Source organism: Hartmannibacter diazotrophicus, from assembly GCF_900231165.1.
Classification (GTDB): Bacteria; Pseudomonadota; Alphaproteobacteria; order Rhizobiales; family Pleomorphomonadaceae; genus Hartmannibacter; species Hartmannibacter diazotrophicus.
Window position 1 is genome coordinate 369,741 of record NZ_LT960614.1, and the last position, 24,351, is coordinate 394,091.

At 64.1% G+C, this 24,351-nt stretch carries 21 protein-coding genes; 17 read left to right on the forward strand and 4 right to left on the reverse strand.

The genetic code is table 11. The features are described 5' to 3' along the window. Nucleotides 1–143: 143 nt before the first annotated feature. The 11 genes from HDIA_RS01705 (at nucleotide 144) to HDIA_RS01755 (ending at nucleotide 13,266) form a co-directional block, all read left to right on the forward strand. Nucleotides 144–968: an NAD(P)-dependent oxidoreductase gene (locus HDIA_RS01705; RefSeq protein ID WP_099553782.1), complete on the forward strand. Its 825-nt coding sequence runs from the start codon at nucleotides 144–146 to the stop codon at nucleotides 966–968. Continuing rightward, nucleotides 965–2,707: a thiamine pyrophosphate-binding protein gene (locus tag HDIA_RS01710; protein WP_099553784.1), complete on the forward strand. Its 1,743-nt coding sequence runs from the start codon at nucleotides 965–967 to the stop codon at nucleotides 2,705–2,707. The genes HDIA_RS01705 and HDIA_RS01710 overlap by 4 nt, the downstream gene beginning before the upstream one ends. A 275-nt stretch (nucleotides 2,708–2,982) precedes the next feature. Further along, the gene (locus HDIA_RS01715; RefSeq protein WP_099553786.1) at nucleotides 2,983–3,507 is read left to right on the forward strand and encodes a thiamine pyrophosphate-binding protein; all 525 of its coding nucleotides are present in this window, start codon (nucleotides 2,983–2,985) and stop codon (nucleotides 3,505–3,507) included. Between the two features lie 15 nt (nucleotides 3,508–3,522). Beyond that, nucleotides 3,523–4,134 (forward strand): thiamine pyrophosphate-dependent enzyme, encoded by a 612-nt coding sequence (locus HDIA_RS01720; RefSeq protein WP_099553788.1) that lies wholly within the window; start codon nucleotides 3,523–3,525, stop codon nucleotides 4,132–4,134. Between the two features lie 17 nt (nucleotides 4,135–4,151). Continuing rightward, nucleotides 4,152–5,564, forward strand: coding sequence for an aldehyde dehydrogenase family protein (locus tag HDIA_RS01725; protein WP_099553790.1), 1,413 nt, complete (start codon nucleotides 4,152–4,154; stop codon nucleotides 5,562–5,564). A gap of 34 nt (nucleotides 5,565–5,598) precedes the next feature. Then, the gene (locus HDIA_RS01730) at nucleotides 5,599–7,722 is read left to right on the forward strand and encodes a hydantoinase/oxoprolinase family protein (RefSeq protein WP_099553792.1); all 2,124 of its coding nucleotides are present in this window, start codon (nucleotides 5,599–5,601) and stop codon (nucleotides 7,720–7,722) included. Nucleotide 7,723: 1 nt separating this feature from the next. Next, on the forward strand, nucleotides 7,724–9,316 hold the full coding sequence (locus tag HDIA_RS01735) for a hydantoinase B/oxoprolinase family protein (RefSeq protein WP_245884113.1): 1,593 nt from the start codon (nucleotides 7,724–7,726) through the stop codon (nucleotides 9,314–9,316). 35 nt (nucleotides 9,317–9,351) lie between these two features. Continuing rightward, a complete protein-coding gene (locus HDIA_RS01740) occupies nucleotides 9,352–9,705 on the forward strand; it encodes a RidA family protein (RefSeq protein ID WP_099553794.1) in 354 nt (117 codons plus the stop codon). Nucleotides 9,706–9,726: 21 nt separating this feature from the next. Then, on the forward strand, nucleotides 9,727–11,124 hold the full coding sequence (gene tcuA, locus HDIA_RS01745; protein WP_099553796.1) for an FAD-dependent tricarballylate dehydrogenase TcuA: 1,398 nt from the start codon (nucleotides 9,727–9,729) through the stop codon (nucleotides 11,122–11,124). After that, a complete protein-coding gene (tcuB, locus tag HDIA_RS01750; RefSeq protein ID WP_099553798.1) occupies nucleotides 11,111–12,217 on the forward strand; it encodes a tricarballylate utilization 4Fe-4S protein TcuB in 1,107 nt (368 codons plus the stop codon). Before tcuA ends, tcuB begins: the two co-directional genes overlap by 14 nt. 116 nt (nucleotides 12,218–12,333) lie before the next feature. Next, nucleotides 12,334–13,266 (forward strand): LysR family transcriptional regulator, encoded by a 933-nt coding sequence (locus HDIA_RS01755; protein ID WP_099553800.1) that lies wholly within the window; start codon nucleotides 12,334–12,336, stop codon nucleotides 13,264–13,266. A gap of 101 nt (nucleotides 13,267–13,367) precedes the next feature. On the opposite strand, the gene HDIA_RS01760 is transcribed toward HDIA_RS01755, so the two are convergent. The 3 genes from HDIA_RS01760 to HDIA_RS01770 are packed head-to-tail and all read right to left on the reverse strand — an operon-like array spanning nucleotide 13,368 to nucleotide 16,323. Then, the gene (locus HDIA_RS01760; protein ID WP_099553802.1) at nucleotides 13,368–13,808 is read right to left on the reverse strand and encodes a PaaI family thioesterase; all 441 of its coding nucleotides are present in this window, start codon (nucleotides 13,806–13,808) and stop codon (nucleotides 13,368–13,370) included. After that, the gene (locus HDIA_RS01765; protein ID WP_099553804.1) at nucleotides 13,805–15,331 is read right to left on the reverse strand and encodes a class I adenylate-forming enzyme family protein; all 1,527 of its coding nucleotides are present in this window, start codon (nucleotides 15,329–15,331) and stop codon (nucleotides 13,805–13,807) included. Before HDIA_RS01765 ends, HDIA_RS01760 begins: the two co-directional genes overlap by 4 nt. Then, complete coding sequence (locus tag HDIA_RS01770) at nucleotides 15,328–16,323, reverse strand: quinone oxidoreductase family protein (protein ID WP_197708082.1); 996 nt, start codon at nucleotides 16,321–16,323, stop codon at nucleotides 15,328–15,330. The genes HDIA_RS01765 and HDIA_RS01770 overlap by 4 nt, the downstream gene beginning before the upstream one ends. A gap of 595 nt (nucleotides 16,324–16,918) precedes the next feature. Between HDIA_RS01770 and HDIA_RS01775 the strand changes: the two genes are divergently transcribed. The 6 genes from HDIA_RS01775 (at nucleotide 16,919) to HDIA_RS01800 (ending at nucleotide 23,523) form a co-directional block, all read left to right on the forward strand. Further along, nucleotides 16,919–17,794: an FAD binding domain-containing protein gene (locus HDIA_RS01775; RefSeq protein WP_099553807.1), complete on the forward strand. Its 876-nt coding sequence runs from the start codon at nucleotides 16,919–16,921 to the stop codon at nucleotides 17,792–17,794. After that, the gene (locus HDIA_RS01780) at nucleotides 17,791–18,282 is read left to right on the forward strand and encodes a (2Fe-2S)-binding protein (protein WP_099553809.1); all 492 of its coding nucleotides are present in this window, start codon (nucleotides 17,791–17,793) and stop codon (nucleotides 18,280–18,282) included. Before HDIA_RS01775 ends, HDIA_RS01780 begins: the two co-directional genes overlap by 4 nt. Continuing rightward, nucleotides 18,279–20,615 (forward strand): xanthine dehydrogenase family protein molybdopterin-binding subunit, encoded by a 2,337-nt coding sequence (locus HDIA_RS01785; RefSeq protein ID WP_099553811.1) that lies wholly within the window; start codon nucleotides 18,279–18,281, stop codon nucleotides 20,613–20,615. The genes HDIA_RS01780 and HDIA_RS01785 overlap by 4 nt, the downstream gene beginning before the upstream one ends. Nucleotides 20,616–20,625: 10 nt before the next feature. Then, a complete protein-coding gene (locus HDIA_RS01790) occupies nucleotides 20,626–21,612 on the forward strand; it encodes an ABC transporter substrate-binding protein (protein WP_099553813.1) in 987 nt (328 codons plus the stop codon). A gap of 82 nt (nucleotides 21,613–21,694) precedes the next feature. Further along, nucleotides 21,695–22,369, forward strand: coding sequence for an SRPBCC family protein (locus tag HDIA_RS01795; RefSeq protein WP_099553815.1), 675 nt, complete (start codon nucleotides 21,695–21,697; stop codon nucleotides 22,367–22,369). A gap of 77 nt (nucleotides 22,370–22,446) precedes the next feature. Continuing rightward, a complete protein-coding gene (locus HDIA_RS01800; protein WP_245884115.1) occupies nucleotides 22,447–23,523 on the forward strand; it encodes an AbrB family transcriptional regulator in 1,077 nt (358 codons plus the stop codon). 159 nt (nucleotides 23,524–23,682) lie between these two features. On the opposite strand, the gene HDIA_RS01805 is transcribed toward HDIA_RS01800, so the two are convergent. Continuing rightward, the gene (locus HDIA_RS01805) at nucleotides 23,683–24,012 is read right to left on the reverse strand and encodes an SH3 domain-containing protein (RefSeq protein ID WP_157775145.1); all 330 of its coding nucleotides are present in this window, start codon (nucleotides 24,010–24,012) and stop codon (nucleotides 23,683–23,685) included. Between the last annotated feature and the right edge of the window lie 339 nt (nucleotides 24,013–24,351).

Consider the following 24,351-nt stretch of genomic DNA (forward strand, 5'->3'; position numbering starts at 1 on the left):
TCCAGGAAGCCGGCGCAGGCACGCCAAACCCGATACTCGGCTACCTCGGATTGCCCGGCGCCTTCGCCGGCGAGGGGAGAGCTTTCCCCGCGTTTCCATGCCGCGTCGGGTCGCCAGAATCATGATCATCGAGGAGTTGATTTATGTCCCCCAAGCCCAGAGTTGGATTCATCGGCGCAGGACGCATGGGCCGGCCCATGTGCGGACACATCATGAAGGCCGGCTATGGCGTCACGGTCTACGATCCCGTCCCGGCAGCCGTGGACGCCGTCGTGAAACTTGGCGGCAGGGCTGCTGCCTCGTCGGCCGAGGTCGCGGCGGCAAGCGATGTCGTGCTGGTCATGCCGGGATTTTATAACGAGGTCGAAGAGGCGATCTGCGCCGCCGGCGGCATCCTGGAGGGGGCTGCGGAAGGCTGTGTGGTCGTTGTTGCGAGCACCATCAAGCCGGATCAGGCCAAGGACCTGGCGCAGCGCTGTGCGGCGCGGGGCGTTCGCTTCATCGATGCGCCGGTTTGCCAGGGCGAGCGCGGGGCGCTTGAGGCCTATCTCGTCTGGCTCGTCGGTGGACCGGAGGACGTGGTGGAGGAGGTGGCGCCGGTCCTCAGGACATGCGGCGAGGAAATCTTCCATCTGGGCGATGTCGGCGCCGGCATGGTCGGCAAGGCGATGAACAACATGCTGCTCTGGGCGGCGCTCGTCGCCGACCACGAGGCGCTGGCGATTGCCGAAAAGCATGGCGTTTCGACGGACCGTCTAATTCCCGCGCTGCTGCGCTCCAGCGGCACCAACTGGCCGCTCGAGCACTGGTCGGAGATGAAACGCATCCCCTGGGCCCACAAGGACATGCAGATCGTCCTGGAAATGGGCGACAAGGCCGGACTCACCCTGCCAATTGCCGGCCTCCTGCGCGAGCAGGTCAAGTCGGTGATGCGCGCGGCCGGCATTTCCGAGGACCTGATCCGATGAGTGAGGAGAAGTATGGTTCGGACGTGATGGTGGAGGTCATCCGCTCCTTCGGCATCCCCTATATCAGCCTCAATCCCGGCGCCTCCTTCCGGGGGCTGCACGATTCTCTGGTCAACTGGGAAGGCGGCGGCCCGGAGTTGATCTGCTGCCAGCATGAGAAGGTCGCCATCGGCGTCGCCCACGGCTATGCCAAGGTGACCGGGCGCCCGATGGCGGTGGCCCTGCATGATCTCGTCGGGCTGCTTCAGTCGACGATGGGCGTCTACTATGCCTTCCATGACCGCGTTCCGATGCTGGTGCTCGGCGGCTCGGGTCCTGCCGACACGGCCCGCAGGCGGCCGGGCATCGACTGGTTTCACAGCGCCAACGTCCAGGGCAATGCCGTCCGCGACTATGTGAAATGGGACGACGAGCCGCGTTCCCTGCCGGCCACGGCGGAATCGCTGACACGCGGCTGGAACATCGCGCAGACAGGTCCGGCGGGCCCGGTCTACATTTCGCTCGATGCGGATCTGCAGGAACAGAAGCTGGATGAGGAGATCAGCGTCCCCGATCCAGCTCTTTTCAGCCTGCCGACACCGCCGGGCGCCGATCCCGAGGCGATCGGAAGACTTGCGCAAGCGTTGATGAACGCGGAGCGGCCGGTCATCGTCGCCGGCTTCGCAGGCCGCGATCCGCGCGCCTTCGACCTGATCCCGATGCTGGCGGAAATCACGGCGTCAGCCGTGATCGACACCGGCGCCCGGCTCAACATGCCCAACCGGCATCCCCTCAATCTCACCGGAACGGATGTCGTCGCGAACGCCGATCTCGTTCTCTTCCTCGACTGCAAGGATGGCGAGAACGCCGTGACGTCCGTCGATGCCTCGACGCGCGTCGTGACGTCAAAGCTTGCGCCGGGAACCCGCTGCATGGCGCTTGGCTTCAATCATACCGGCATCCGCGGGTGGTCGCACGATTTCGGCCGTCTCCTGCCGATGGAACTCGACGTCACCGCGGACACCATCTCGGCATTGCCGCAGCTTGTCGATCTGTGCCGCACGCTCCGCCTCGGGTCGAGTTCGTCGGAGGAACGCCGCCGCGAACAGCGGCGGGCGATGCTCGGCGCCAGGCATGCCGAACGCTGGGCCTCCTGGCAGGAACAGGCGGAGGCTGTCGCCGACCAGTCGCCGGTTTCCACCTCGCGCCTTGCGCGCGAGGTGTGGGAGGTCGTGCGCAACTACGACTGGGTGCTGACGGCCGGAACCTCACGCGGCTGGGCCAAGAAGATATGGGACTTCGACAAGCACTACCGGCATCCCGGAGACAGCCTCGGGACCGCAACGCAGATCGGCATCTCGCTGGGGGTCGCACTGGCGCACAAGGGAACGGGCCGGCTCGTCGTCGACCTTCAGCCTGACGGCGATCTGATGTTCGACCTCGGCACGCTCTGGGTCGCTGCCTACTACAAGATCCCGATGCTCGTCGTGATGGTCAACAACCGTGCCTACTACAACGACTGGGCCCACCAGGAGCATATGGCGGTCCAGCGCGGGCGGCCTGTCGAGAACGCGTATATCGGCATGGAGATTGATGGGCCGGCGCCCGATTTCGCGAGTATCGCCCGGGCACAGGGCTGGTGGGCCGAAGGGCCGATCGACAAGCCCGAGGACCTTCGCGCCGCGCTGGAGCGGGCCGCCGAAATCGTCGCCACCACCGGGCAACCGGCGCTCGTCGACATCGTCACGCAACTCACCTGATCCTGACCGGCCGACGGTCCCCGTCGGCCGACACCGTTCCCGCGTAACGCCCGGGGGCGCCGGTCGTGACGGCAGGTCGCCGGGACGGGAGATGAGTCAGGTGCCCTTTTATAACTAAAAGCGATCAATGTAGAAAAATTAATTGTTTGCAGTCAGAAATCGCGACAGTTAAGAATCTGCATGTTGTGAAGTAGAAGACTGCTTGTTGCCATCAATAGATGATCGCGTGATGGCGAATTTGTTCTTTGTCCGTCGAATAATATGGATGGAAAACCATGCCGCCGGAAACAAGAGACGAAGCTTGGCACGAAACAATCGTCCGAGTGCTCAAGGAAAACGATATCAGCCTCGTGACCTATATCCCGGACAACGTGCTCAAGCCGCTGATCGAGATGATCCATGCCGATCCTTACTTCACGGTGGTTGTTCCAGCCCGCGAGGAAGAGGCGCTGGGTATCGTCGTCGGCGGATATCTGGCCGGCAAACGAGGCATCGTGCTGATGCAGACCAGCGGGTTCGCCACGCTGCCCAATGCCATCGCCTCGCTCGCCTGTCCCTTCCAGATTCCGGTCGTGATGCTCGTCTCCGAGCGCGGCACGATCGGCGAATTCCAGCAGGGCCAGGCCATGGTCTGGCGGACCATGCGGCCGGTGCTCCAGAGCCTGGGGATCGAGCATTTCGCCATCCAGGAACGGGCGCATGTCGAGTTCGTTGTCGACCGCCTCATCAAGCAGGCCTTCAGCACACAGGCGCCCGTCGCCGTGCTGCTGTCCCCGCTTCTGACCAAGCGCGAACACTGAGCCGGGGAGAACACCATGTCGGCAATCGAAGGCAATGCCTCCCGCGATACGGCGAAGGTCATGAACCGCTCCGACCTGACGCGGCGCCTTGTGGCGAAGCTTCAGTCCGAGGAAGCCGTGATTGCGGGGATCGGCAACAACAATTTCGATCTTTGGGCCTCGGGGCAGCGGCCGCAGAATTTCTACATGCTCGGCAGCATGGGCCTGGCGACGTCCATTGCGCTCGGCGTCGCGCTCGGGCAGCCGCAGCGCAAGGTCTTCGCGCTCGACGGCGACGGCTCGATCCTGATGCAGCTCGGATCGCTCGGAACGGTCGCCTCCGTGGCGCCGAAAAACCTCGCCGTCGTCATCTGGGACAACGGCATCTACCAGATTACCGGCGCGCAGAAGACGCTCACCTCCAGCGGCGTCGACATCGCCGCGATCGGGCGGGGCGCGGGGATCGCCAACAGCCAGTGGGCTGCGGACGAGGAGCATTTCGAGGCCCTCGTCGACAACGCCCTGCGCGAAGACGGACCTTCGCTGATCGTCGCCCGGATCGACGACGCCAAGCCGGCCGGCACGACCGACCGTGACCCGGTCAAGATCCGCCTCAACTTCATGCGCGGCATTGGCGTCGGCGCCTGAGTTCACGGAGACGTATCATGTCCAAGCTGCTGATCGGGGGCGAATGGGTCGACGGAATGTCGGCCGACGTTCTCCGGGACAAGTACCGGGATGAACCTTATGGCGAGATGGCCGTTGCCTCGCCGGAGCAGGTCGATGCCGCAGTCGCCGGCGCCGAAGATGGGGTGTGGTCCTCGACCCTCTCGCCCTATGACCGCTACCGGTTCCTGCTCCGCGCTGCTCGTCTCGTCGAGGATCGCATGGAGGAATGTGTCGCCCTCATGCGCGCTGAAGCCGGGTTCACGCGGGCTGACAGCGAGAACGAGGTGCGCCGCTGCGTCCAGACGCTGGAGCTTTCCGCCGAGGAGGCCAAGCGCCTCAATGGCGAGCTCGTGCCGATGCTGGCGGCGAGCGGGGCGAAGAACCGTCTTGGTTTCACCATTCATGCGCCGCGTGGCGTGATCTGCGCGATTACGCCCTTCAACTCGCCTTTGAACACGCTGGCTCACAAGGTTGGCCCGGCGCTCGCCGGCGGCAATGCGGTCGTCATCAAGCCGTCGAATCTGACGCCGCTCTCTGCGGTGCTCCTGTGCGAGGTTCTGCTGGAGGCCGGCCTGCCGCCGTCTCTCCTGGCTCTTGTTCACGGATCGGGACGCACGATCGGGCGGCAGTTGCTCGCCGACCAGCGGATCGCCTTTTATGCCTTCACCGGCAGCACGGCGGTTGGCCGGGAAATTCAGCAGGCGGCGGGGCTGCGCGGCGTGCAGCTCGAACTCGGCAGCATCGCCAGCACGATCGTTCTCGCCGACGCCGATCTCGACATGGCGATCCCGAAGATCGTCAATGCCGGCTTCCGCAAGGCCGGTCAGGTCTGCACCTCCGTCCAGAGGCTTCTTGTTGACCGGCGGATCGTCGGAGAGTTTTCCGAAAAGCTCGTTGCCGGGGTGAAGGCGACGAAGGCGGGCGATCCCGCTCATCCCGACACGATCGTCGGGCCGATGATCTCACTCGCCCATGCCGAGCGCGCCGAGGCGTGGGTCGCCGAGGCCCTGGCCGGCGGTGCCGAAATCCTTGTCGGCGGCAAGCGCGAGGGCGCGGTCTTTGAGCCGACGGTCCTGACGGGTGTCGACCCCTCGATGAAGGTGGTCTGCGAGGAGATCTTCGCGCCCGTCATCAGCCTCATTCCATTCGACAGGGCGGACGAGGCAGTCGAGCAGGCCAATGCGAGCCCCTTCGGTCTTGCGGCCGGCCTCTTCACCTCGAACATCCACTCCGCGTTGCGCCTGTCGCAGAGACTGCGTTTCGGCGGCGTGCATATCAACGAGGCCTCCAGCGCCCGCGTCGACGTCATGCCCTTCGGCGGCGTCAAGGACAGCGGATTCGGTCGCGAGGGGCCAGCCTACGCCATCCGCGAAATGACCGAGGAGCGGCTGATCACCGTCAGCTACTGAGCGCCGTCTTCCACTCACTTGCGAATAGAGTACAATGAACGCCCAGCCTTTCAGCGACAATATCCTGCGTGTGGCCGTGGATATCGGCGGCACCTTCACCGATGGTGTGGCGACTCTGTCTCCGTCCGGGCAGATCTGGGTCGCCAAGTCGCCGACCACCCCCTCCGATCCGGGCGAGGCCGTTTCGACCGTGATCGCCGATCTTCTGCGTCAGGTCGGGCAGTCCGCCGACGAAGTGGGCGAGCGCCGTCCCGAGCTCGGTGAGGTCGTGCACGGAACGACGCTCATCACCAACACGCTGATCGAGCGCAAGGGGGCACGTACTGGGCTCGTGACGACCCGCGGAATGCGCGATGCGCTCGATATCGGACGCGAGTGGCGCTACGACATCTACGACCTCGACATCGAGATGCCGCGGCCCTTGGTCGAAAGCGACCTGCGTTTCGAGATCGACGAGCGCAAGGATGCCCGGGGCGAGACCCTGATCGCGCTCGACGAGGCCAAGCTCGACGCGGTGGTGGACGCGGTGAGGGCGGCGAAGGTGGAATCCGTGGCGGTCTCGCTGCTGCATTCCTACGTCAGCACGGACCACGAGAAGCGGATCGAGGAAAGGCTGAAGCGCGACCTGCCGGGCGTGATGGTCTCTGTCTCGTCCGATCTTGCACGCGAGATCAAGGAATTCGAGCGCACTTCGACCGTCGTCGCCAATGCCTATGTGAAGCCCATCGTCGCGGACTACCTGCACCAGCTCGGCAGCCGGATCGCGAAAATCCGCGAAGGTGTTCCGCTGCGCGTCATGGTGTCGAGCGGTGGCTTCAGTTCTGCGGAATCGGGTGCGGAATCACCCATCCTCCTGCTGGAATCGGGGCCGGCGGCCGGCGTTCTCTCCGCTCTCAACACGGCGCGCCAGAACGGCCTCGACCATGTGCTTGCCTTTGACATGGGCGGGACGACCGCCAAGGCCTGTGTTGCGGTCGGTGGTGAGCCGCCGATTTCGCACAGCTTCGAATGCGCCCGTGTGGAGCGTTTCAAGCGGGGGTCCGGCCTGCCGATCCTCATCCCGAGCATCGATCTCATCGAGATCGGCGCAGGCGGCGGTTCGATCGCCCATTGCAACGCGCTCGGCCTGATGAACATCGGCCCGCAGTCCTCGGGCTCGGTGCCGGGACCGGCCTGCTATAACCGCGGCGGCAGCGATGCAACGGTGACCGACGCCGACCTGCTGCTTGGTTATCTTGATCCCGACCGCTTCCTTGGCGGTGAGATGAAGCTCGACGTCGACGCGGCGGAAAAGGCGATGAAGCGGCTTGCCGACGAGCTGAACGTGGCAACCGTCGACGCCGCCTGGGGCATCTACAACATCGTCAACGAGAACATGGCGAGCGCGGCGCGAATCCATATTGCCGAGAACGGCTACGATCCCCGGGACTTCGCGATGGTGGCGACGGGGGGCGCTGGGCCGGTCCACGCGGTGGAGGTCGCCCGCAAGCTGCGCATCCCGCGCGTTCTGATCCCGATCGCAGCCGGCGCGGGGTCCTGTCTCGGCATGCTGGCGGCGCCTGCCCGCTCCGATCGCGCCTGGTCCAACCCGCAGCTTCTGAAGGACGTGGACTGGAAAGAGGTCGCCGGAAACTACGCCGCCCTTCGCGAGCAGAGCCAGATCGAGCTTGATCTGGCAGGGGCGGGCGACGTCGAATGGATGATCGGCGCGGAGATGCGCTACTACGGTCAGGGCGCGGAACTTTCGGTCTCCATTCCCTTTGGTGATATCGGTCCGAAGACCGGCGAGGCGCTGCTCGCGGCCTTCGAGGCTCAATACGAGAAGCTTTACGGCCGGCTCGTGCCCAATGCCGTCCCGCAGGTGACGACATGGCGGCTCGTCGGGCGCGCGCCCAGCGACGGGCACCACTTCGCCTGGGGCGACAAGCGGGTCGCGGCACATGTCTCGGCCGCACGCAGCCGGAAAATCTTCCTGCCGCTCATGAAGACCTATGCCGAGGTGCCCGTTTTCGACCGCTACTCGGTCCCTCCAGGGCAGACCCTCCAGGGCCCCCTCATTCTGGAAGAACGCGAATCGACGATCGTCGTGGCGGTCAGGTCGGACGTGACGATCCTGCCCGACCTCTCCGTCTCCATCGCACTCAGGGAATTCGATTGACATGGAAAACACGAGCGCGCTCATGCACGAGCCTGGCGCCTTGCCGACGGACGTGCCCGATACGGAGTTCGACCCGATCGAGCTGGAAATTCTGTGGAAGCGCCTTATCAGCGTCGTCGACGAAGCGTCGGCGGCCTTCGTGCGCACCTGCTTTTCGACGCTGGTGCGCGACGGCAACGACTTCGCCATTGTCCTGACGGACGCGCAGGGACGCTCCCTTGCCCAGTCGACGATGAGCCTTCCGGGCTTCATCGGTTGCCTGCCGGCGACCGTCCGCCACTTCCTCGCAAAATATCCTCTTGAGACGATCAGGCCCGGCGATGTCTTCATCACCAACGACCCCTGGAAGGGATCGGGTCACGTGCATGACGTGACGACGGCGACGCCTATCTTCCACAAGGACAAGGTGGTTGCCTTCGCCGCCGTGGTCTCGCACCTGCCGGATATCGGCGGGAGGCTCAGGAGCAACTCCAGCCGGGAGATCTACGAAGAAGGCATTCAGATCCCGGTCATGAAGCTGCTCGACGGCGGCCGGCCGAATGATGTGCTGATCGAGATGATCGCCCAGAACATCCGGGTGCCCGAACAGGGGCTCGGCGATATCTGGGCTCAGGTCTCCGGCTGTCGCACGATGGGCGAGCGTCTCCAGGGTCTCTTGGAGACGACCGACCTCGAAGCCCTGGGCGCACAGGTGCGCCGGCGCTCTGAAAACGCGATGCGCGAGGCGATCCGCAGGATCCCCGACGGTGTCTACAGATCGACCGTCCAGCATGACGGCTTCGACAAGCCGATCGTGATCGAGTGTGAGCTGACCGTCGACGGTGACCGCATCGACATCGACTATGCCGGAACGAGCCCGCAGCTTCCCCATGCCCTCAACGTCGTGCCCATCTACACCTTCGCCTACACCGTCTACGGCCTGAAGGCGCTGCTGTGCCCCGATATTCCCAACAACGAGGGCAGCTTCCTGCCGATCACGACGAAGGCACCTCTGGGTTCGCTGCTGAACCCGACCTATCCGGCCGCGTCGGGCGGGCGCAGCGCCATTGGCCACCTACTGCCGGCGGCCGTGTTCAAGGCGCTCGCGGACGTCCTCCCGGACAAGGTCTGGGCGTCCGGATCGCCGAACTCCTCGCTCACCATGTCGGGTGAATATCGGGGCAAGCGCTTTGCCGTCGTGAACTTCCTGAATGCGGGACAGGGCGCCACCTCGCGCCGTCCCGGTCATTCGGCCCTGAGCTTTCCGGCCAACCTCGGCAACACGCCGGTCGAGATGATGGAAACGCTGGCGCCGATCCGCGTCATCCGCCGCGAGATCCGCCGCGGCAGCGGCGGCAAGGGCCGGCACGAGGGCGGTTGCGGCATCAGCTTTGAATTCGAACTCCTGCCGGACGCCTCGGATGTCGTCACGTCCTTCCTGATGACCCAGTTGAAGTCCTCCACGCCCGGCCTTGCCGGCGGCGGGGCAGGACAGCCGGGGCAACTCGTCGTCAATGGCGAGCGGGTCGACCCGACGATGCCGCGCATCCTCAAGGCCGGCGATCGGGTGCTCATGGAAACCGCTGGCGGCGGCGCCTACGGCGCGGCCGGATAAACGCACCGCGTGCAATCAAGAAAAAGGAGTAAGCGATGAGCGACGCCATCCGCCGCATCGATCAGAACCAGCGCCGTAGCCGCGCCGTCGTGCACGGCGGGCTTGTCTATACCGCGGGCCAGGTTCCCGATGACCTCTCCCAGGATATCACCGGACAGGCACGCCAGGTCTTCGGCAAGATCGACGATCTGCTGCGCGAGGCCGGCACGGACAAGAGCCGGGTGCTTTCCGCCCAGGTCTGGCTGAAGACGAGGGACGATCTTGCGGGCATGAATGCCGTCTGGGACGCCTGGGTCGTCGAGGGCCAGACGCCGGCCCGCATCTGCGGACGCGTCGACATGAACAATCCCGACTGCCGGATCGAAGTTCAGGTGATCGCAGCACTCTGAGCGGTTGGAAGGATCGGAATCTTGACCAACAGCCAGCCGTCCTTTGATGTCCTGGTCGTCGGCGGCGGGAACGCGGCTCTTTGCGCGGCGATCAGTGCGCGGCGGGCGGGCGCGTCGGTGCTGGTGCTCGAAGGGGCGCCGAAGTTCTATCGCGGCGGCAACACGCGCCACACGCGCAACATGCGTTGCGCGCACGACAGCGCCACCGAGATTCTGACCGGCCCCTATACCGAAGACGAATTCTGGGAGGATCTGCTGCGGGTCACTGCAGGCAACACCAACGAGGTGCTCGCTCGCCACATGATCCGCGAATCCAAGGGGATGCTGAACTGGATTGTCGAGCAGGGCGTGCGCTTCCAACCCTCGCTCGGAGGGACGTTGAGCCTCGGGCGGACCAATTCCTTCTTTCTCGGCGGCGGGCGTTCCATGCTGAACGCGCTTTACCGGACGGCAGAACGACTGGGTGTCGAGGTGCGCTATGACGCCGAAGTGGTTGATCTCGATATCCGCGATGGCGTCTTCCACTCGGCGGGCGTTCTGGCGGAAGGAACGGTCGAGCGTATTTCAGCGCGGACCCTCGTGGCCGCTGCCGGCGGCTTTGAAGCCAACATCGAATGGCTGAAGGAAGGGTGGGGCGAGATCGCCTCCAACTTCCTTATCCGTGGCACGCCCTACAACCGCGGAACGGTGCTGCGCATGTTGCTTGACCACGGGGTGGAGCAGATCGGCGACCCGACCCAGTGCCATGCGGTGGCAATCGACGCGCGCGCGCCGAAGTTCGATGGCGGCATCATCACGCGGCTCGATTGCGTGGTCTTTGGCGTCGTCGTCAACAATCGCGCCGAACGCTTCTACGATGAGGGCGAGGACATCTGGCCGAAGCGCTATGCCATATGGGGAAGGCTCGTGGCCGCGCAGCCGGACCAGATCGCCTACATCGTCTTCGATGCGCCCTCGCTCAGCATGTTCATGCCGTCGCTCTATCCGCCGATCGAGGCGGCGAGCATTGCCGAACTTGCCGGAAAGCTCGATCTCGATGCCGCCGCGCTGGACGCAACGATCGGCGCCTTCAATGCGGCTGTCCGCCCGGGAACCTTCGACCACACGATCCTCGACGACTGCCGCACGGAGGGCCTGGTGCCACCGAAGTCGCACTGGGCACGGCGCATCGAGACGGCGCCCTTCTACGCCTATCCCGTCCGGCCGGGCATCACCTTCACCTATCTCGGTGTGCGCGTCGACACGCAGGCGCGGATGATCATGGCTGGCGGTGCGCCGGCGGCCAACATGTTCGCGGCCGGAGAGATCATGGCGGGCAATGTGCTGGGACAGGGTTATGCCGCCGGCATCGGCATGACGATCGGCAGCGTCTTCGGAAAAATCGCGGGCCAGGAAGCAGCCAGTCATGCATGCAACTGAGACACTGAAGGAAGCCGGGCGGCTGATGACCGTCTGCAATTCCTGCCGCTACTGCGAGGGGCTTTGCGCTGTCTTCCCCGCAATGGAATTGCGCCGGTCCTTCACGGACGGAGACCTCGATTACCTCAGCAATCTCTGCCACAGCTGCGGAGCCTGCTACGTTGATTGCCAGTTTTCGCCGCCGCACGAATTTGACGTGAACGTGCCGCAGACCCTGGCTCTGGCCCGGGCGCAATCCTATGCACGGTATACGTGGCCCGGAATCTTCTCGGTCTTCTTCGAGCGGAACGGCCTGCTGGTCTCGCTGCTGGCGGCCGCGAGCGTCGCGGTCTTCATTCTCGCCTTCGTCGCGGTCCACGAACCGGCGGCGATCTTCTCGTCCCACGCCGGTGGCTTCTACGCGGTGATGCCGCACAACGCCATGGCGCTGCTCTTCGGATTTGTCGGCCTCTTTGCGCTTCTGGCCATCGCCATGAGCGTCAGGAATTTCTGGCGCGAGATCGGTGCCACCTGGCCGGTTCAGTCCGGGCCGGCGGCGCTGTGGCAGGCCGTGAAAGACGCCGGATCGCTGCGCTATCTCGATGGCGGTGGGGTCGGTTGCTTCAACGAGGACGATGAGCCGACGGACCGAAGGCGCCTCTATCACCATCTGACCTTTTATGGCTTTCTCCTGTGCTTTGCGGCCACAAGCGTCGCAACGCTGTATCACTACCTGCTCGGACGCGAGGCGCCGTACCCGGTCTACGATCTTCCTGTGCTTCTTGGCATCGTCGGCGGCATCGGCCTTCTGATTGGGCCGGCCGGGCTGCTCCTTGCTCGCGGCCGCCGGGATCCGATGCTGAAGGATGCCTCCCATGCCGGCATGGACACGGCCTTTCTGGTCATGCTGTTCCTGACGAGCCTGACCGGGCTTGCGCTCCTCGCCCTGCGCGAGACGGCTGCAATGCCGATCACGCTGGCGGTTCATCTCGGGGTGGTCTTTGCGCTGTTTCTGTCCATGCCCTACGGCAAGTTCATGCATGGATTCTATCGCTATGCGGCGCTCGTGCGCTACGCGGCCGAGCGACGGGCGCACCTTGACGCCGGAAAATGAGCTGCAACCGACCGGGAAGCGGATGGCTCCGGCCGGAAAATTGACACCGTCCCCGGCAGTTGCTCTTTTGGGACGTGGACGCGGGGGCAGCCCCTGCGGCAGGTTGGGCATGGACCATGGGCGCACGAATTTCTCTTCGGCATCTGCGTTGCTTTTCGGCCGTCGCCGAGACGGGCTCGTTCACGCTCGCGGCCCAGCGGCTGTTCGTGACCCAGTCTTCCCTGACGGCAACGATCAAGCAGCTTGAGGAATCGGTCGAATTGCGTCTGTTCGACCGCACGACGCGGCGGGTGGAACTGACCAAGGACGCGGTTTGGTTCAAGGTTGTCGCCGACCGGATTCTGCGCGACTTCGACAATGCCATCGGCGATCTTCAGGCCGTATCCAAGAGCCAGCGCGGCCATATCAAGATCGCCGCAGCGCCGTCGGTCATGGCGCATCTCGTGGCGCCGACCCTCCAGGCCTTTCGGACATCCTATCCGGATATCGCAATTTCCGTCTATGACGAGGGCTCCGACAAGATCGAGCGCTCGGTCCTCGAAGGCGAGATGGACTTCGGGTTGTCGAGCCGGCTCAACAATTTTCCCGATCTCGACTATATGCCCCTGATGGCAGATCCCTTCGGCGTTGTTTATCCGTCGGACCACCCACTCGCCGGCAAGAAGGGCAATCTGACCTGGGACGATCTCAAGGACTATGACTATATCGGCCTGACCAGCGACACCGGCATCGGCGCTCTGCTGGAAACGCATCCGGAACTCGGGCTCCTGGAACGCAGCGGCGCCTATGACCATGCGTCCAGCACCTTCTCGCTCTATGCGCTTCTGAAGCTCGGGGGCAGGATCTCGATCCTGCCCTCCCTTGCCGCTTTCACGGGGTCTCTTGGGGAGTTCGAATTCCGCGAACTGCACGAGCCGAGGATCGAGCGCGAAATCTGTCTCATTACCCGGCATCTGCGGTCGCATTCGCCGAGTGCCCAGCGGGTGCTGGAAGTCCTGATGACGACGATCAAGCAGTTCGACCAGCAATATGGCGTTCGCGTCTACTGAGCGAACGCCGAAAGCGTCCTGAGGCCCGTTCGGGAGCACGGATTCGCAAAAGCTGCCCTCTGCGCATGAGCATCGGGTGCTTTCGCCTTATCCGGATTGGCTCACTTGCTCTTTTCTGCAGGCGCGGTGAGGAACGTTCCGCGACCGCTTGCGATCAGGCGTCCTTCCTCGTCGAGAATGCGTCCCTCGCAGACCGATACCTGGCGGCCGAGCTTGACGAGGGATCCCTCGGCGATGAGATCGCCCTTGACGGCAACGCGGTGATAGTCGACGCGCAGGTCGATGGTGAGCACCGGCCGGCCCATGTTGCCGAACAGGGCGAAATTGGCCGCAAAATCCACGAGGGACGCGAGAATGCCGCCCTGCGTCTGGCCGATGACTGGATTAGCAACCCACTCCTCGCGCCAGCGCGCCTTCGCGGCAATCCGGCCCAGCTGGAGATCACTGACGCTGAGGCCGAGCCAGCTCAGATAGGGGCTGCGCGAAATGATGGCCTCGACGGCAGCCCTGCCATCTTCGGCGGAGAATTCAGTGCCGCTCACACCGTTGCTCCCTTCTGCGCTTCTTCCACCATGTCGACCGCCTGCGCGGTGAGCAGCTTGCGGTCGATCTTGCCGACGCCGTTCATCGGCATCGCCGGCAGGAAGATGACCTTGCGTGGATACTGGTAGGGCGGGGCGTTCTTCAGCGCGTGGTCCTTGACGTCCTGTTCGGTCAGCGTCGCACCCTTGCGCTTGACGATGAAGGCGTAGGGGATGCGGTACTTGATCTCGTCCGGGGCGGCAACGACGAGAGCCTGCTCGATGTCGGGGTGGCGCTCCAGCATCACCTCAACCTCGCCGGGGTAGATGTTGTGACCGCTCGAGACGAACATGTCGTCGCCGCGGCCGACGAAATAGTACCAGCCCTCCTCGTCGCGGCGCAGGATGTCGCCGCTGTCGAACCAGCCGTTCCTGAGACGCTTTTCGGTTTCGGCCGGATTGTTGTTGTATTCGTTCATCAGGCCCGGACCGCGAATATGGAGAGTGCCGAAATTCTCGTCCTCTCCGCCCACCAGCCGGAAGTCGTTGCCGGCGATGGGCCAGCCGATCGAATGGCGGGGGCGGGGCTTGCGCTCCGGGTGGCGGCCGAAGAGCGCGGCGCTCGCTTCCGTGATCCCGAAGATCGTGACGATATCGGCCTTCGGGAAGAGGTCGGCGACGGCGTCGATGAGCGTGTCCGTTGCCGGCGCGCCCCCCATCGTCGCAAGCCGCACGAAGGAATAGTCGTGGCCCGTGAGCAGATCGCGCTGCTGCAGCATCATGGCGAAGATCGTCGGCACACCCGAAACGACGGTCGTTCTGTATCTATTGACGGCATCGATATAGGCGCGTGCGTCGAACTTGCGCATCAGGACGACGGTGGAGCCGCCAACGAGCACGCATTTGATCGAGTTCATGGCGTGCTTGTGGTAGAGCGGCGCGGCGACGATCATGCGATCCGACGGAGCGAAGTCGCGGTCCTTGGAGATTGTCTCGGCAACCCAGCTATGAGCGCGGTGCGACAGCACGACGCCCTTCGGCCGGCCCGTCGAGCCGGATGTATAGGGCAGGAAGGCGACGTCGTCGCCGTGGGGCACGAAGGGCTCGAAGGGTCCCGGGCGCTTGAAGGCCTCGAAGCCATTTTCGCCATCGGCGCCGATCAAGGTTGCCTCGATGGTCGTCGGCAATTTGTCGTGCAGCGTTGTTTCGCAGAAGACGAGCTTGACGTTGGCGTCGTCGACGATCCAGGACACGGTGTCTGCGGGCAGGAGAATGCCGATCATGACGGGGACGACGCCGGCGCGCATGGACCCGTAGAAGACCTCCAGAAACTCAACGCGGTTGGAGCACAGAATTCCGACCCGGTCGCCGGGCTTGAAGCCGCGCTCGACCAGGCCCCTCGCCACGGCATCGCAGGAGGCGTGAAAGGTCGAATAGTCGACCGTCCGGGGATTTTCCGGATCCCAAAGGTCGATGACGGCGGGACGCGCGTCGTTCCGGAATTCCGAGCCGATCATCCCGAGATTTTTGACTGCGCTGCTCATGGGTTCACGATCACCTTTCCGAAGACGTTGCGGCTTTCCAGAAGGCCGACACCTTCGCCGGCACGTTCGAGAGGCAGCCTGTGCTCAACGACAGGCTTGAGCGCCCCGGAGGCGACATGGTCGAGGCAGGCCTTGATGTCTTCGGGCTGATAGGCGCGCGAGCCGACGATCTCGATCTCGCGGTGCCAGATGAAGCGAATGTCGATCTGGCAGAGGTGGCCGGCCGTGGAGCCGCAGGTCAGGATCCTGCCATTGGTCGCCATGCAGCGTTCGGTCTGGATCCAGGTGTCGCCACCGGTGAAGTTGATGGCGACGTCGACACCGGTCTTGCCGGTGGCCGTCCAGACGGCGCGGGAAAAATCCGGCGTTTCGACATAGTTGATGATGTGATCGGCCCCGATTTCACGAAGCTTCTGGCCTTTCTCCTCGCTGCTGGTGCAGGCGTAGACTTCGGCGCCGGCCATCTTGGCGAACTGCACGCAGGAAACGCCAACGCCGCCGCTGGCGCCGAGGACCAGAACCTTCTCGCCCTTGCGTATCCTGCCGCGGGTGAAGAGCATGCGATGCGATGTGCCGTAGGCGATAGGCAGAGCCGCCGCATCATCGAAACTGACGCCGTCGGGAATCTCGATGAGTTGCTGCTCGCTGACGGCGATATAGTCGCAAAGCCCGCCGTTGCCGTGCTCTCCCAGCACGCCGCCGCCCGGAAAGCGCGGAAAGAGAACGACATTCTTGCCGATCCAGTCCCTGGAGACGCCGGCACCGACCTCGCGCACGACGCCGGCGATGTCGCCACCTGGAATGCGTGGCATTTCCGTCGGCAGATCCGGCATACCGTGGGTCACGAAGACGTCCATGTAGTTGAGGCCGCAGGCCTTGATTTCCACGAGGGCCTGGTGCTCGGCAGGAACCGGTCGGGGCCATTCCTCGACCTTGAGCTGCTCGATGCCACCATGCTGACGGAGGGCCACCGCCCTCATGTTCGAAGTCATTCGGCTACCTGTCTCATTGAAAGTGGACGTGGATGGTCATTGCTTGAAACAAGGTCAGCCTACCCAGCGGGTCTATCGACGACAAATGAGCAATTCTGGAGTATTGATAATTTTTCCCGATAAATACCGGCGATGACGACATGGTGGCCCATGATCGGCATATATCGTTGCAGATGAATAATTGTCAGAAATTAGTTGTTTGTAATAATGGAGACCGGACTTTTATCATCGCTCTCAACAAGCGCCGGAAGCGCGGCAAACCGTGCAAAACACCGCCGGACGGGTGCTTCGTCGGCGACTGTTCTGACGGGCCGTGCGGTAGGCGTTCGAAGGGGAACTGCAAGACGAGCCGTCGCGGCCTTCCCGGCTCGCCGGCCAATGTCCGGCTGGCCGTTCGGGCACCGATCCGATAGGCAGGGTTCGTCGCGGCGGACCGGCCCGAGGGCGCCCGACGCGGCCGGTTTGTCTTGAAGCTCGGAGCGATACGCGTGCAAAGCATTTCGTCGGGGGACGTTTTCAGCAAGGGACAGGCCGGGCGGCGGCTGCAGCCGGCGGACTTTGTCCGTCCTGCCCTGGCTGAGCGGAGCGCTGCTGCATGAAGCCCGCGCCGTTCGAATATTTTCGCCCTGGGACGCTCGCCGAAGCGCTGCGGATCCTGTCGAGCCAGGAAAACTGCAAGGTGCTGGCTGGCGGCCAGTCGCTCATGGCAATGCTCAACCTGCGCTACCTGCTGCCCGACGTGCTCGTCGACATCAACCGCATTCCCGAGCTCGCCGAGATCACCTGTTCCGCCGGCAAGGTGCGCATCGGCGCCATGACCCGCCAGCGCCACATCGAACGTCACGAGGAACTCGCGACCGTCGCGCCGATCTTCGCCGAGGCGCTGCATCTCGTTGGGCATCGCCAGACCCGCAACCGGGGAACCATCGGCGGAAGCCTCTGCCATCTCGATCCGGCGGCCGAATTGCCAACCATTGCCCTGCTCATGGACGCCGCCATCGAGGTGGCCGGCGCGGACGGGCAGCGGCGGCTGTTGCCGATCAGCGATTTCATCGCCGGTTTCATGATGCCCAATATCGGGCCGGACGAAATCGTCACCGCTATCGAGGTTTCGCTCTGGAAGGCGGGGCACGGTCATGCTTTCCGCGAATTTGCGCGGCGCCATGGCGATTTCGCGATCGCATCGGCAGCCGCGCTGGTCGAAACGGACACGGGTGGGGTCATCGAACGGATTGCCATCGCACTCGGTGGTGTCGGATCGGTGCCGCAGCGCCTGCCGGCAGCCGAAGAGCTGCTCAGGGGATCGCGGGGCACCGACACCGACATTGAGGCGGCGGCGGATCTCTGCAGCGGCCTTGAAATCATCGGCGATTTTCACGGCAGCCCCGAGTATCGGCTGAGCGTTGCCCGCGCGATGTTGAAGCGAAGCCTCAAGGCGGCGGTGGCGCGCGCCGCAGGAGCGATGCAATGACCGCCCATTCCGTCACGATCCGCGTCAACGGCATCGCCCACACGCACGAGATTCCTGCCCGCACGACACTGGCGGATTTCCTGCGCCACACCATCCGCCAGACCGGAACGCATGTCGGCTGCGAGCACGGCGTCTGCGGCGCCTGCACGGTGCTTGTCGACGGCGTGAGCGCAAGGTCCTGCCTGATGCTGGCCGTCCAGGCCGATGGCGCCGAGGTGGAAACGATCGAGGGTCTCGCGGCGCCGGACGGGACATTCCATCCGCTGCAGAAGGCCTTCCGGGACCAGCATGGCCTCCAGTGCGGCTTCTGCACGCCCGGCATGCTGATGACGCTGAAGGAGGTCCTCGCGGAAAACCCCGATCCGAGCGAGGCGGAACTGCGCGACGCGATCTCCGGCAACATCTGTCGTTGCACGGGCTACCAGAGCATCATCGCCGCGGCCAGGCAGGCGGCGGCGGAAATCCGGGAAAAGGGCGCATCGCGATGAGTGCAGTCGTGGGAAAGCCGCTCCACCGGATCGAGGATGCTGCGCTTCTGGCCGGCAAGGGGCGGTTCGTCGATGACATCCAGCTGGCCGACGTTCTCCACTGTGCCTTCGTCCGCAGCCCCTTCGCTCACGCGACGATCGAGGGCATCGATACCGAGTTCGCGCGCTCCATGCCGGGGGTCGTCGCGGTTCTGCTGGCCGCCGACCTTGCACCGCTGCTGACGTCGCCTCGCATGCCACTGACAGCCAGCACGACGAAGACGCAGGACAGCAGTACGCCTTTCGTGCTGCAGGACAAGGAAGTCGCCTACGTCGGTGAGCCGGTCGCGCTCGTCATCGCCCATTCGCGTGCGGAGGCGGAAGACGCGGCAGCCATGGTGGGTGTCGAATATGACGTGCTTCCGGCCGTGACCGATGCGCGGCGCGCCGCAGATGACGGCGGCGACATCGTGCGCTCGGAGCTTTCGAGCAATATCCTGAAGAAATTCAGCGTCGGCTACGGCGACGTCGATGGGGCCTTCGCGTCGGCGCCAAGGATTTTTTCCGATGATATCTGGCAACACCGGGGCTGTGGCCAGTCCATCGAGACGCGGGGTGTCGTCGTCGAGCCGCGCTTCGGTGGCGAGGAGCTGTGCGTCTGGTCGTCGACGCAGATGCCGCACGACCTTTTTTTCGTGATCACCGGCATGCTGGGGATGGACGAGACGGCCGTTCGCGTCATCACGCCCGATGTCGGCGGTGGCTTCGGCCCGAAATACTGCATCTACCCGGAAGAGATCGCCGTCCCCGCGGCGGCCCGCCTTCTCGGGCGCAATCTCAAGTGGATCGAGGACCGGCGCGAATATTTCACCGCGGCGATCCAGGAGCGGGACCAGTACTGGTCCATGGACATCGCAGTGGACGACGACGGCCGCATTCTCGGCCTTCGTGGCCACATGGTGCATGACCAGGGTGCCTACGCACCGAAGGCCGTCAATCTTCCCTACAATTCGGCGACGGCGGTGACAGGCCCCTACATCGTTCCGGCCTATGCCATGGACGTGGTGGTCGCTCACACCAACAAGGTGCCTGTCTCGTCGGTGCGCGGCGCGGGGTATCCGCAGGCGGCCTTCGCCATGGAGCGGTTGCTGGATCTGGTCGCCCGCCAGCTCGGTCTTGACCGGGCGGAAGTGCGCCGGCGCAATCTCATCCCGCCGGAACAGATGCCCTATACGAAGAAACTGGCGGCCAGATCCGGTGCTGCCATCGTCTATGACAGCGGCGATTATCTTGCGTCGCAGGCCGAGGTGCTGGCCGCCGCCGGATGGGACGATTTTCCCGCGCGCCAGAAGGCGGCGCTGGCCGAGGGGCGCTATATCGGCATCGGTCTTGCCAACGCGGTCAAGGGAACCGGCCGGGGCCCCTTCGAGGGCGGGAAAGTCAAGGTCTCCCAGGACGGGCGCGTGACGGTCTACACGGGTGCCGCCGCCATGGGGCAGGGGCTTGCGACGGCGCTCGCGCAGATCTGTGCCGAGCAGCTGACGGTCGGTCTGGAGGATGTGACGGTCGTCGCGGGCGATACGGCGATCACGCCGCTCGGCCTTGGCGGCTTTGCCAGCCGCCAGCTCGTGACGGCGGGCTCCTCCGTCCATCTTGCGGCAAGTTCGGTCGCGGCCAAGGCGGTGAAGGCGGCAAGCCGGTTGATGGATGTCGACGAGGCGACGCTCGAACTCCGTGGGGGTCGGGTCTGGGTCAGGGACAGCAACCGCTCCATGGGGCTCGACGAACTGGCGCGGGCGTTGCGCGGCGCGCCGGGCTTTGCTTTCCCGGCCGATCTCGAACCCGGTCTGGAGACGACCCTCCAGTGGAAGACGGAATCGCTGACCTACGCCAATGCCTCCCATGTCGCGGAGGTGGAGGTCGACATCGAACTCGGCAGCGTCACGATCAATCGCTATGTCGCGCTCAACGATTCCGGCCGCATGATCAATCCGATGATCGTCGACGGGCAGATCGTCGGCGGGATCGTGCATGGCATCGGCAATGCTCTTTTCGAGTTCATGGGCTACGACGACACCGCCCAACCGCTGACGACCACCTTCCAGGAATATCTTCTGGTGACGGCGACCGAGTTGCCGCATTTCGAAACGATCTACCGGCAGACCCCTTCGACCCTCAATCCGATCGGGGCAAAGGGCGTCGGCGAGGCCGGCACGATACCGGCAGCAGCGGCGATCATCTCCGCGGTGGAAGATGCGCTCGCGCCCTTCGGTGTGAGGATTTCCCAGACGCCGGTCTCGCCGGAAACCATTTTCAATCTCATTCAGGTCGCGCGCGCTGCAGCATCGCAATAGGGGAACGAGCTTGTCCAAGAAACTGTCTCTCACACTTGCCTGCGGCGACTACGAGATCATTCGTCCCCTGAAGGAAGGGACCGTCCAGCCGGACGGCATCGAGCTCAACATCCTGACCGCCGCCGATTCGGCGACGCGGCACTGGCGCTTCCTGCGCAACGAGGAGTTCGACATCGCGGAATGCTCGGCATCGACCTATCTGGTGGCGCGTGACCGCGGTCTGCCCTTCCGGGCGATTCCGGTTTTCCTGCACCGCCGCTTCCGGCATGGGTTCATCTTCACCAACACCGGCAAAGGCATCGTCAAGCCCGCCGATCTGATCGGCAAGAAGGTCGGTGCGAAGGCCTATCAGGTGACGGCGGTCTTGTGGCTGCGAGGCATTCTGGAAGAGCATTACGGCGTGCCCCACACGTCTGTCGAATGGTTCACGGAGCTGGACGAGGACGTCGATTTCAATCCGCCGGAAGGTTTGAGGCTCAGTCAGATCGATCAGTCGAAGTCCATTGAGACAATGCTCGCCGAGGGTGAGATCGACGCATTGCTTCATCCCGATATCATCGATCCAATCATCGAGAAGGATCCGCGTGTTGGCCGCCTCTTCCCGAACTACAAGGACGAGGAAATCGCCTACTACAACAAGACGGGCATCTTTCCGATCATGCATGTGACCGGGATCAGGCAGGAACTCGTCGAGAAATATCCCTGGATCGTGCCCAATCTCTATCAGGCCTTCGAGCAGTCCAAGGCGCTGGCGATGAAGCGCATGCGCAATCCGCGCCTCGTTCCGCTTGCCTGGTACCAGGAGGCCTGGGAAGAGCAGGAGCAGCTTCTCGGACCCGATCCGTGGGCCTATGGCCTCGGCGAGCAGAACCGGAACAACCTCGAAACGCTGGTCGGCTATTCGCATGCCCACAATCTGATCAGCCGCAAGATCCCGCTTGAAGAGCTGTTCATGGACGTCTCGCAGGGGCGCAAGCGCGGGCATTTCCGGACCTGACCGTTCACCGGCGCCGTTTTCTGAAACCCCAAAGCCTTTCGCGCCGCCGCCCGGCGGCGCGCTCCGGGAGCCGAGCCCAAAGATGGAAATCAAGAACACTTTCGACGTTCCGCTGCCGCCGAACGAGGCGTGGCCGGTCCTGATGGACATTCCGCGGATCGTGCCCTGCGTTCCCGGTGCCGAACTGGTCGAAGTCGTCGACGAGCGCACGTTCAAGGGCAAGGTCGCCGTCAAGCTCGGACCGATCGCCCTCGTCTTCAACGGCACCGCGCGCTTCGAGGATATCGACGAGGCAGCCCACAAGGCGAACGTGAAGGTTCAGGGGACCGACACCAAGGGCCGGGGTGGGGCGAACGCGACCGTCGCCTTTTCGCTCCAGCCGTCCGAACAGGGCTCCCGGGTCTACATCGTCACGGACGTCGCCCTCTCCGGAATGGTGGCCCAATATGGCCGCGGCACCGGCGTCATCCAGGGCGTTGCGGCCCAACTCATCAACCAGTTCGCGGCCTCGCTGCGGGAGATGCTGGAGAAGGAAGGCGCCCTCGGCGCGCCAACCGGGGGGATCGCGGGGGCGGATCCAGCCGTCTCTGCCGAGGGCGACACCAGCACCGGTGCGGCCCCGGTCAGGACAGAGTCCTCCTCCTCCTTGCGGACGGAGCCAGCGCCCGCACCGAAGCCGATTTCCGGCTTCGCTCTGCTTCTGAGCGTTCTGAAGGAAATGCTCCGCGGTCTCTTCGGCGGGAGGAAACGCGATTAGCAACACGGCTGCGTTTCTCCTGGCCATCTCGCGAGCCTTTTTTCGGGACGGCGCCGCGTGTCTTCGAAAGCGACATCATGACGGGCCAGAGCGTTTCTGACGATGGCGGCAGCGACATGCCAGTCGTCCTGCAGTGGTGCGTGCTGGCCGCCCTCTCGGCGGTCCTTGCCGCCTTCCTCACGTGGCTTGCCTTCCCGGCGGCGCTTCTGCTCGGACCCATGGTCGCCGGGATTATCTTCGCCTTTCACGGCGGCACGCTGCAGGTCGGCCAGACGCTTTCCATGTTGGGGCAGGGCGTTCTGGGCTGCGTCATCGCCCGTTCGATGCCACTGACCGTTTCCGCCGAACTGCTGCTCAGATGGCCGCTTTTCGTCACGATCATCCTGTCGGTGGTCCTGGTCAGCGCCATGCTTGGCTGGATCATGACACGCCTGCGCGTCCTTCCGGGCACAACGGTCGTCTGGGGGATCAGTCCGGGTGCCGCGACGGTGATGACGCTCATGGCCGAAAGCGCTGGAGCGGACGCGCAACTCGTCGCGTTCATGCAGTATTCGCGGATCATCATCGCGGCCGGAGTGGCCTCCGCCGTTGCCAAGTGGACCGGTATTGACGCGGCCCATGGCACAGCGGCCGCCGAATGGTTTCCGGCTGTCGACTGGCTCGCACTTGCCCAGACGCTGGGTCTCGCCATTTCCGGGCCGCTTGTCGCGCGCGTCACCGGAGTGCGCGGCGCGGCACTTCTGGTTCCGCTGCTCGCCGCCATCGTGCTGGCTCATTACGGCATCTTGGAAATCGAACTGCCGCGCTGGCTGCTCGTCGTCGTCTACGCCTTCCTTGGCTGGCGCATCGGGCTACGTTTCACCCGTTCGTTGCTGCTGCACGCGCTGAAGTCGCTACCGGGCATCCTGGCAAGTTCCTTCGCCTTGATCATTGTCTGCGCCGGCATTGCCGCGCTGCTTGTCGTCTTTGCGGACATCGATCCGCTGACCGCCTATCTGGCGACGAGTCCCGGCGGAGCGGATACCGTCGCCATCATCGCGACGTCCAGCAACGCCGATGTCGCCTTCGTGATGACGACGCAGATGTTCCGCTTCGTCATCGTCCTGCTCCTTGGTCCGGTGACGGCAAAATTCGTTGCCTCCCGGTCCGCTTGAGCCGATGGAGTGCTGATTTTTCGCCGGAACTGACCCGGGCCTTTGATCGAGATGCGACCCACCCATGCCGAATGGCTCATGGCCGGGTCAAGCCATGCGCGGTTTCCTTGTTCGTCCGGGCCGCTCTATCCTCCTGAGCTCAGAGCGCAATCTTCTCGTTCACGGGCAGTCGCTGTCGCGAACATACCGGGCCTTGAGCCAGCCCTTGGTCGTTCGATCGCCCTGATAGTGGGTCACGGGACACCAGCGGCTTGCCCATTTCGCCGACTTGGGCTCGCAGTCCGCGTCGAGATGGATGATGCCGTGGTTGCCGGGTTCCAACTGGTCCAGGATTTGGGACGACGCGGAAGGGCCGGCGCGCATGTTGAGGACATCGCCGGGCGAGACGTTGACGACAAAGAGACACCCGGGACCGCTCGTCGCGAACGCGGTCCCGCAGAGGCCGAGGCTGAAGAGGAAGCAAGCCAGGCCGGGTGCAATGATCCTCATGGGTTCCTCCATGCCATTCGTCCGGATTGCAGCAAGGTCACAAGATGGAAGACGGAATTCGGCGAGACAGCAAGGCCTAAAAGGACAAACTGATCATTCGCTGGACCCCTGACAGCCGGTTTTCATCGGTGCGCCAGATTCCTCCCGAAAGATCGATGGCAGGGCCTTTTCTGCCGCAGGCGGCTCAAGTACCCGAATATTCCGCATTGCCTTTCAGAAACGCTTCACAAAAGAACGCGAACTGATTTGCAGGGCGTCTTTGTGCGGCGCAAAATCAGATTTTAAACCGCATCCGGACGCAGCGGCCTGGACGTCATGCTTTGGCCAGGCCGCATGGCT

Bases quoted from the DNA above. Each gene is read 5' to 3' on its own strand.
- HDIA_RS01705 (WP_099553782.1), top strand. From the start codon at position 144: ATGTCCCCCAAGCCCAGAGTTGGATTCATCGGCGCAGGACGCATGGGC.
- HDIA_RS01710 (WP_099553784.1), top strand. From the start codon at position 965: ATGAGTGAGGAGAAGTATGGTTCGGACGTGATGGTGGAGGTCATCCGC.
- HDIA_RS01715 (WP_099553786.1), top strand. From the start codon at position 2,983: ATGCCGCCGGAAACAAGAGACGAAGCTTGGCACGAAACAATCGTCCGA.
- HDIA_RS01720 (WP_099553788.1), top strand. From the start codon at position 3,523: ATGTCGGCAATCGAAGGCAATGCCTCCCGCGATACGGCGAAGGTCATG.
- HDIA_RS01725 (WP_099553790.1), top strand. From the start codon at position 4,152: ATGTCCAAGCTGCTGATCGGGGGCGAATGGGTCGACGGAATGTCGGCC.
- HDIA_RS01730 (WP_099553792.1), top strand. From the start codon at position 5,599: ATGAACGCCCAGCCTTTCAGCGACAATATCCTGCGTGTGGCCGTGGAT.
- HDIA_RS01735 (WP_245884113.1), top strand. From the start codon at position 7,724: ATGGAAAACACGAGCGCGCTCATGCACGAGCCTGGCGCCTTGCCGACG.
- HDIA_RS01740 (WP_099553794.1), top strand. From the start codon at position 9,352: ATGAGCGACGCCATCCGCCGCATCGATCAGAACCAGCGCCGTAGCCGC.
- tcuB (WP_099553798.1), top strand. From the start codon at position 11,111: ATGCATGCAACTGAGACACTGAAGGAAGCCGGGCGGCTGATGACCGTC.
- HDIA_RS01755 (WP_099553800.1), top strand. From the start codon at position 12,334: ATGGGCGCACGAATTTCTCTTCGGCATCTGCGTTGCTTTTCGGCCGTC.
- HDIA_RS01765 (WP_099553804.1), bottom strand. From the start codon at position 15,331: ATGAGCAGCGCAGTCAAAAATCTCGGGATGATCGGCTCGGAATTCCGG.
- HDIA_RS01770 (WP_197708082.1), bottom strand. From the start codon at position 16,323: ATGACTTCGAACATGAGGGCGGTGGCCCTCCGTCAGCATGGTGGCATC.
- HDIA_RS01775 (WP_099553807.1), top strand. From the start codon at position 16,919: ATGAAGCCCGCGCCGTTCGAATATTTTCGCCCTGGGACGCTCGCCGAA.
- HDIA_RS01780 (WP_099553809.1), top strand. From the start codon at position 17,791: ATGACCGCCCATTCCGTCACGATCCGCGTCAACGGCATCGCCCACACG.
- HDIA_RS01785 (WP_099553811.1), top strand. From the start codon at position 18,279: ATGAGTGCAGTCGTGGGAAAGCCGCTCCACCGGATCGAGGATGCTGCG.
- HDIA_RS01795 (WP_099553815.1), top strand. From the start codon at position 21,695: ATGGAAATCAAGAACACTTTCGACGTTCCGCTGCCGCCGAACGAGGCG.
- HDIA_RS01800 (WP_245884115.1), top strand. From the start codon at position 22,447: ATGACGGGCCAGAGCGTTTCTGACGATGGCGGCAGCGACATGCCAGTC.
- HDIA_RS01805 (WP_157775145.1), bottom strand. From the start codon at position 24,012: ATGAGGATCATTGCACCCGGCCTGGCTTGCTTCCTCTTCAGCCTCGGC.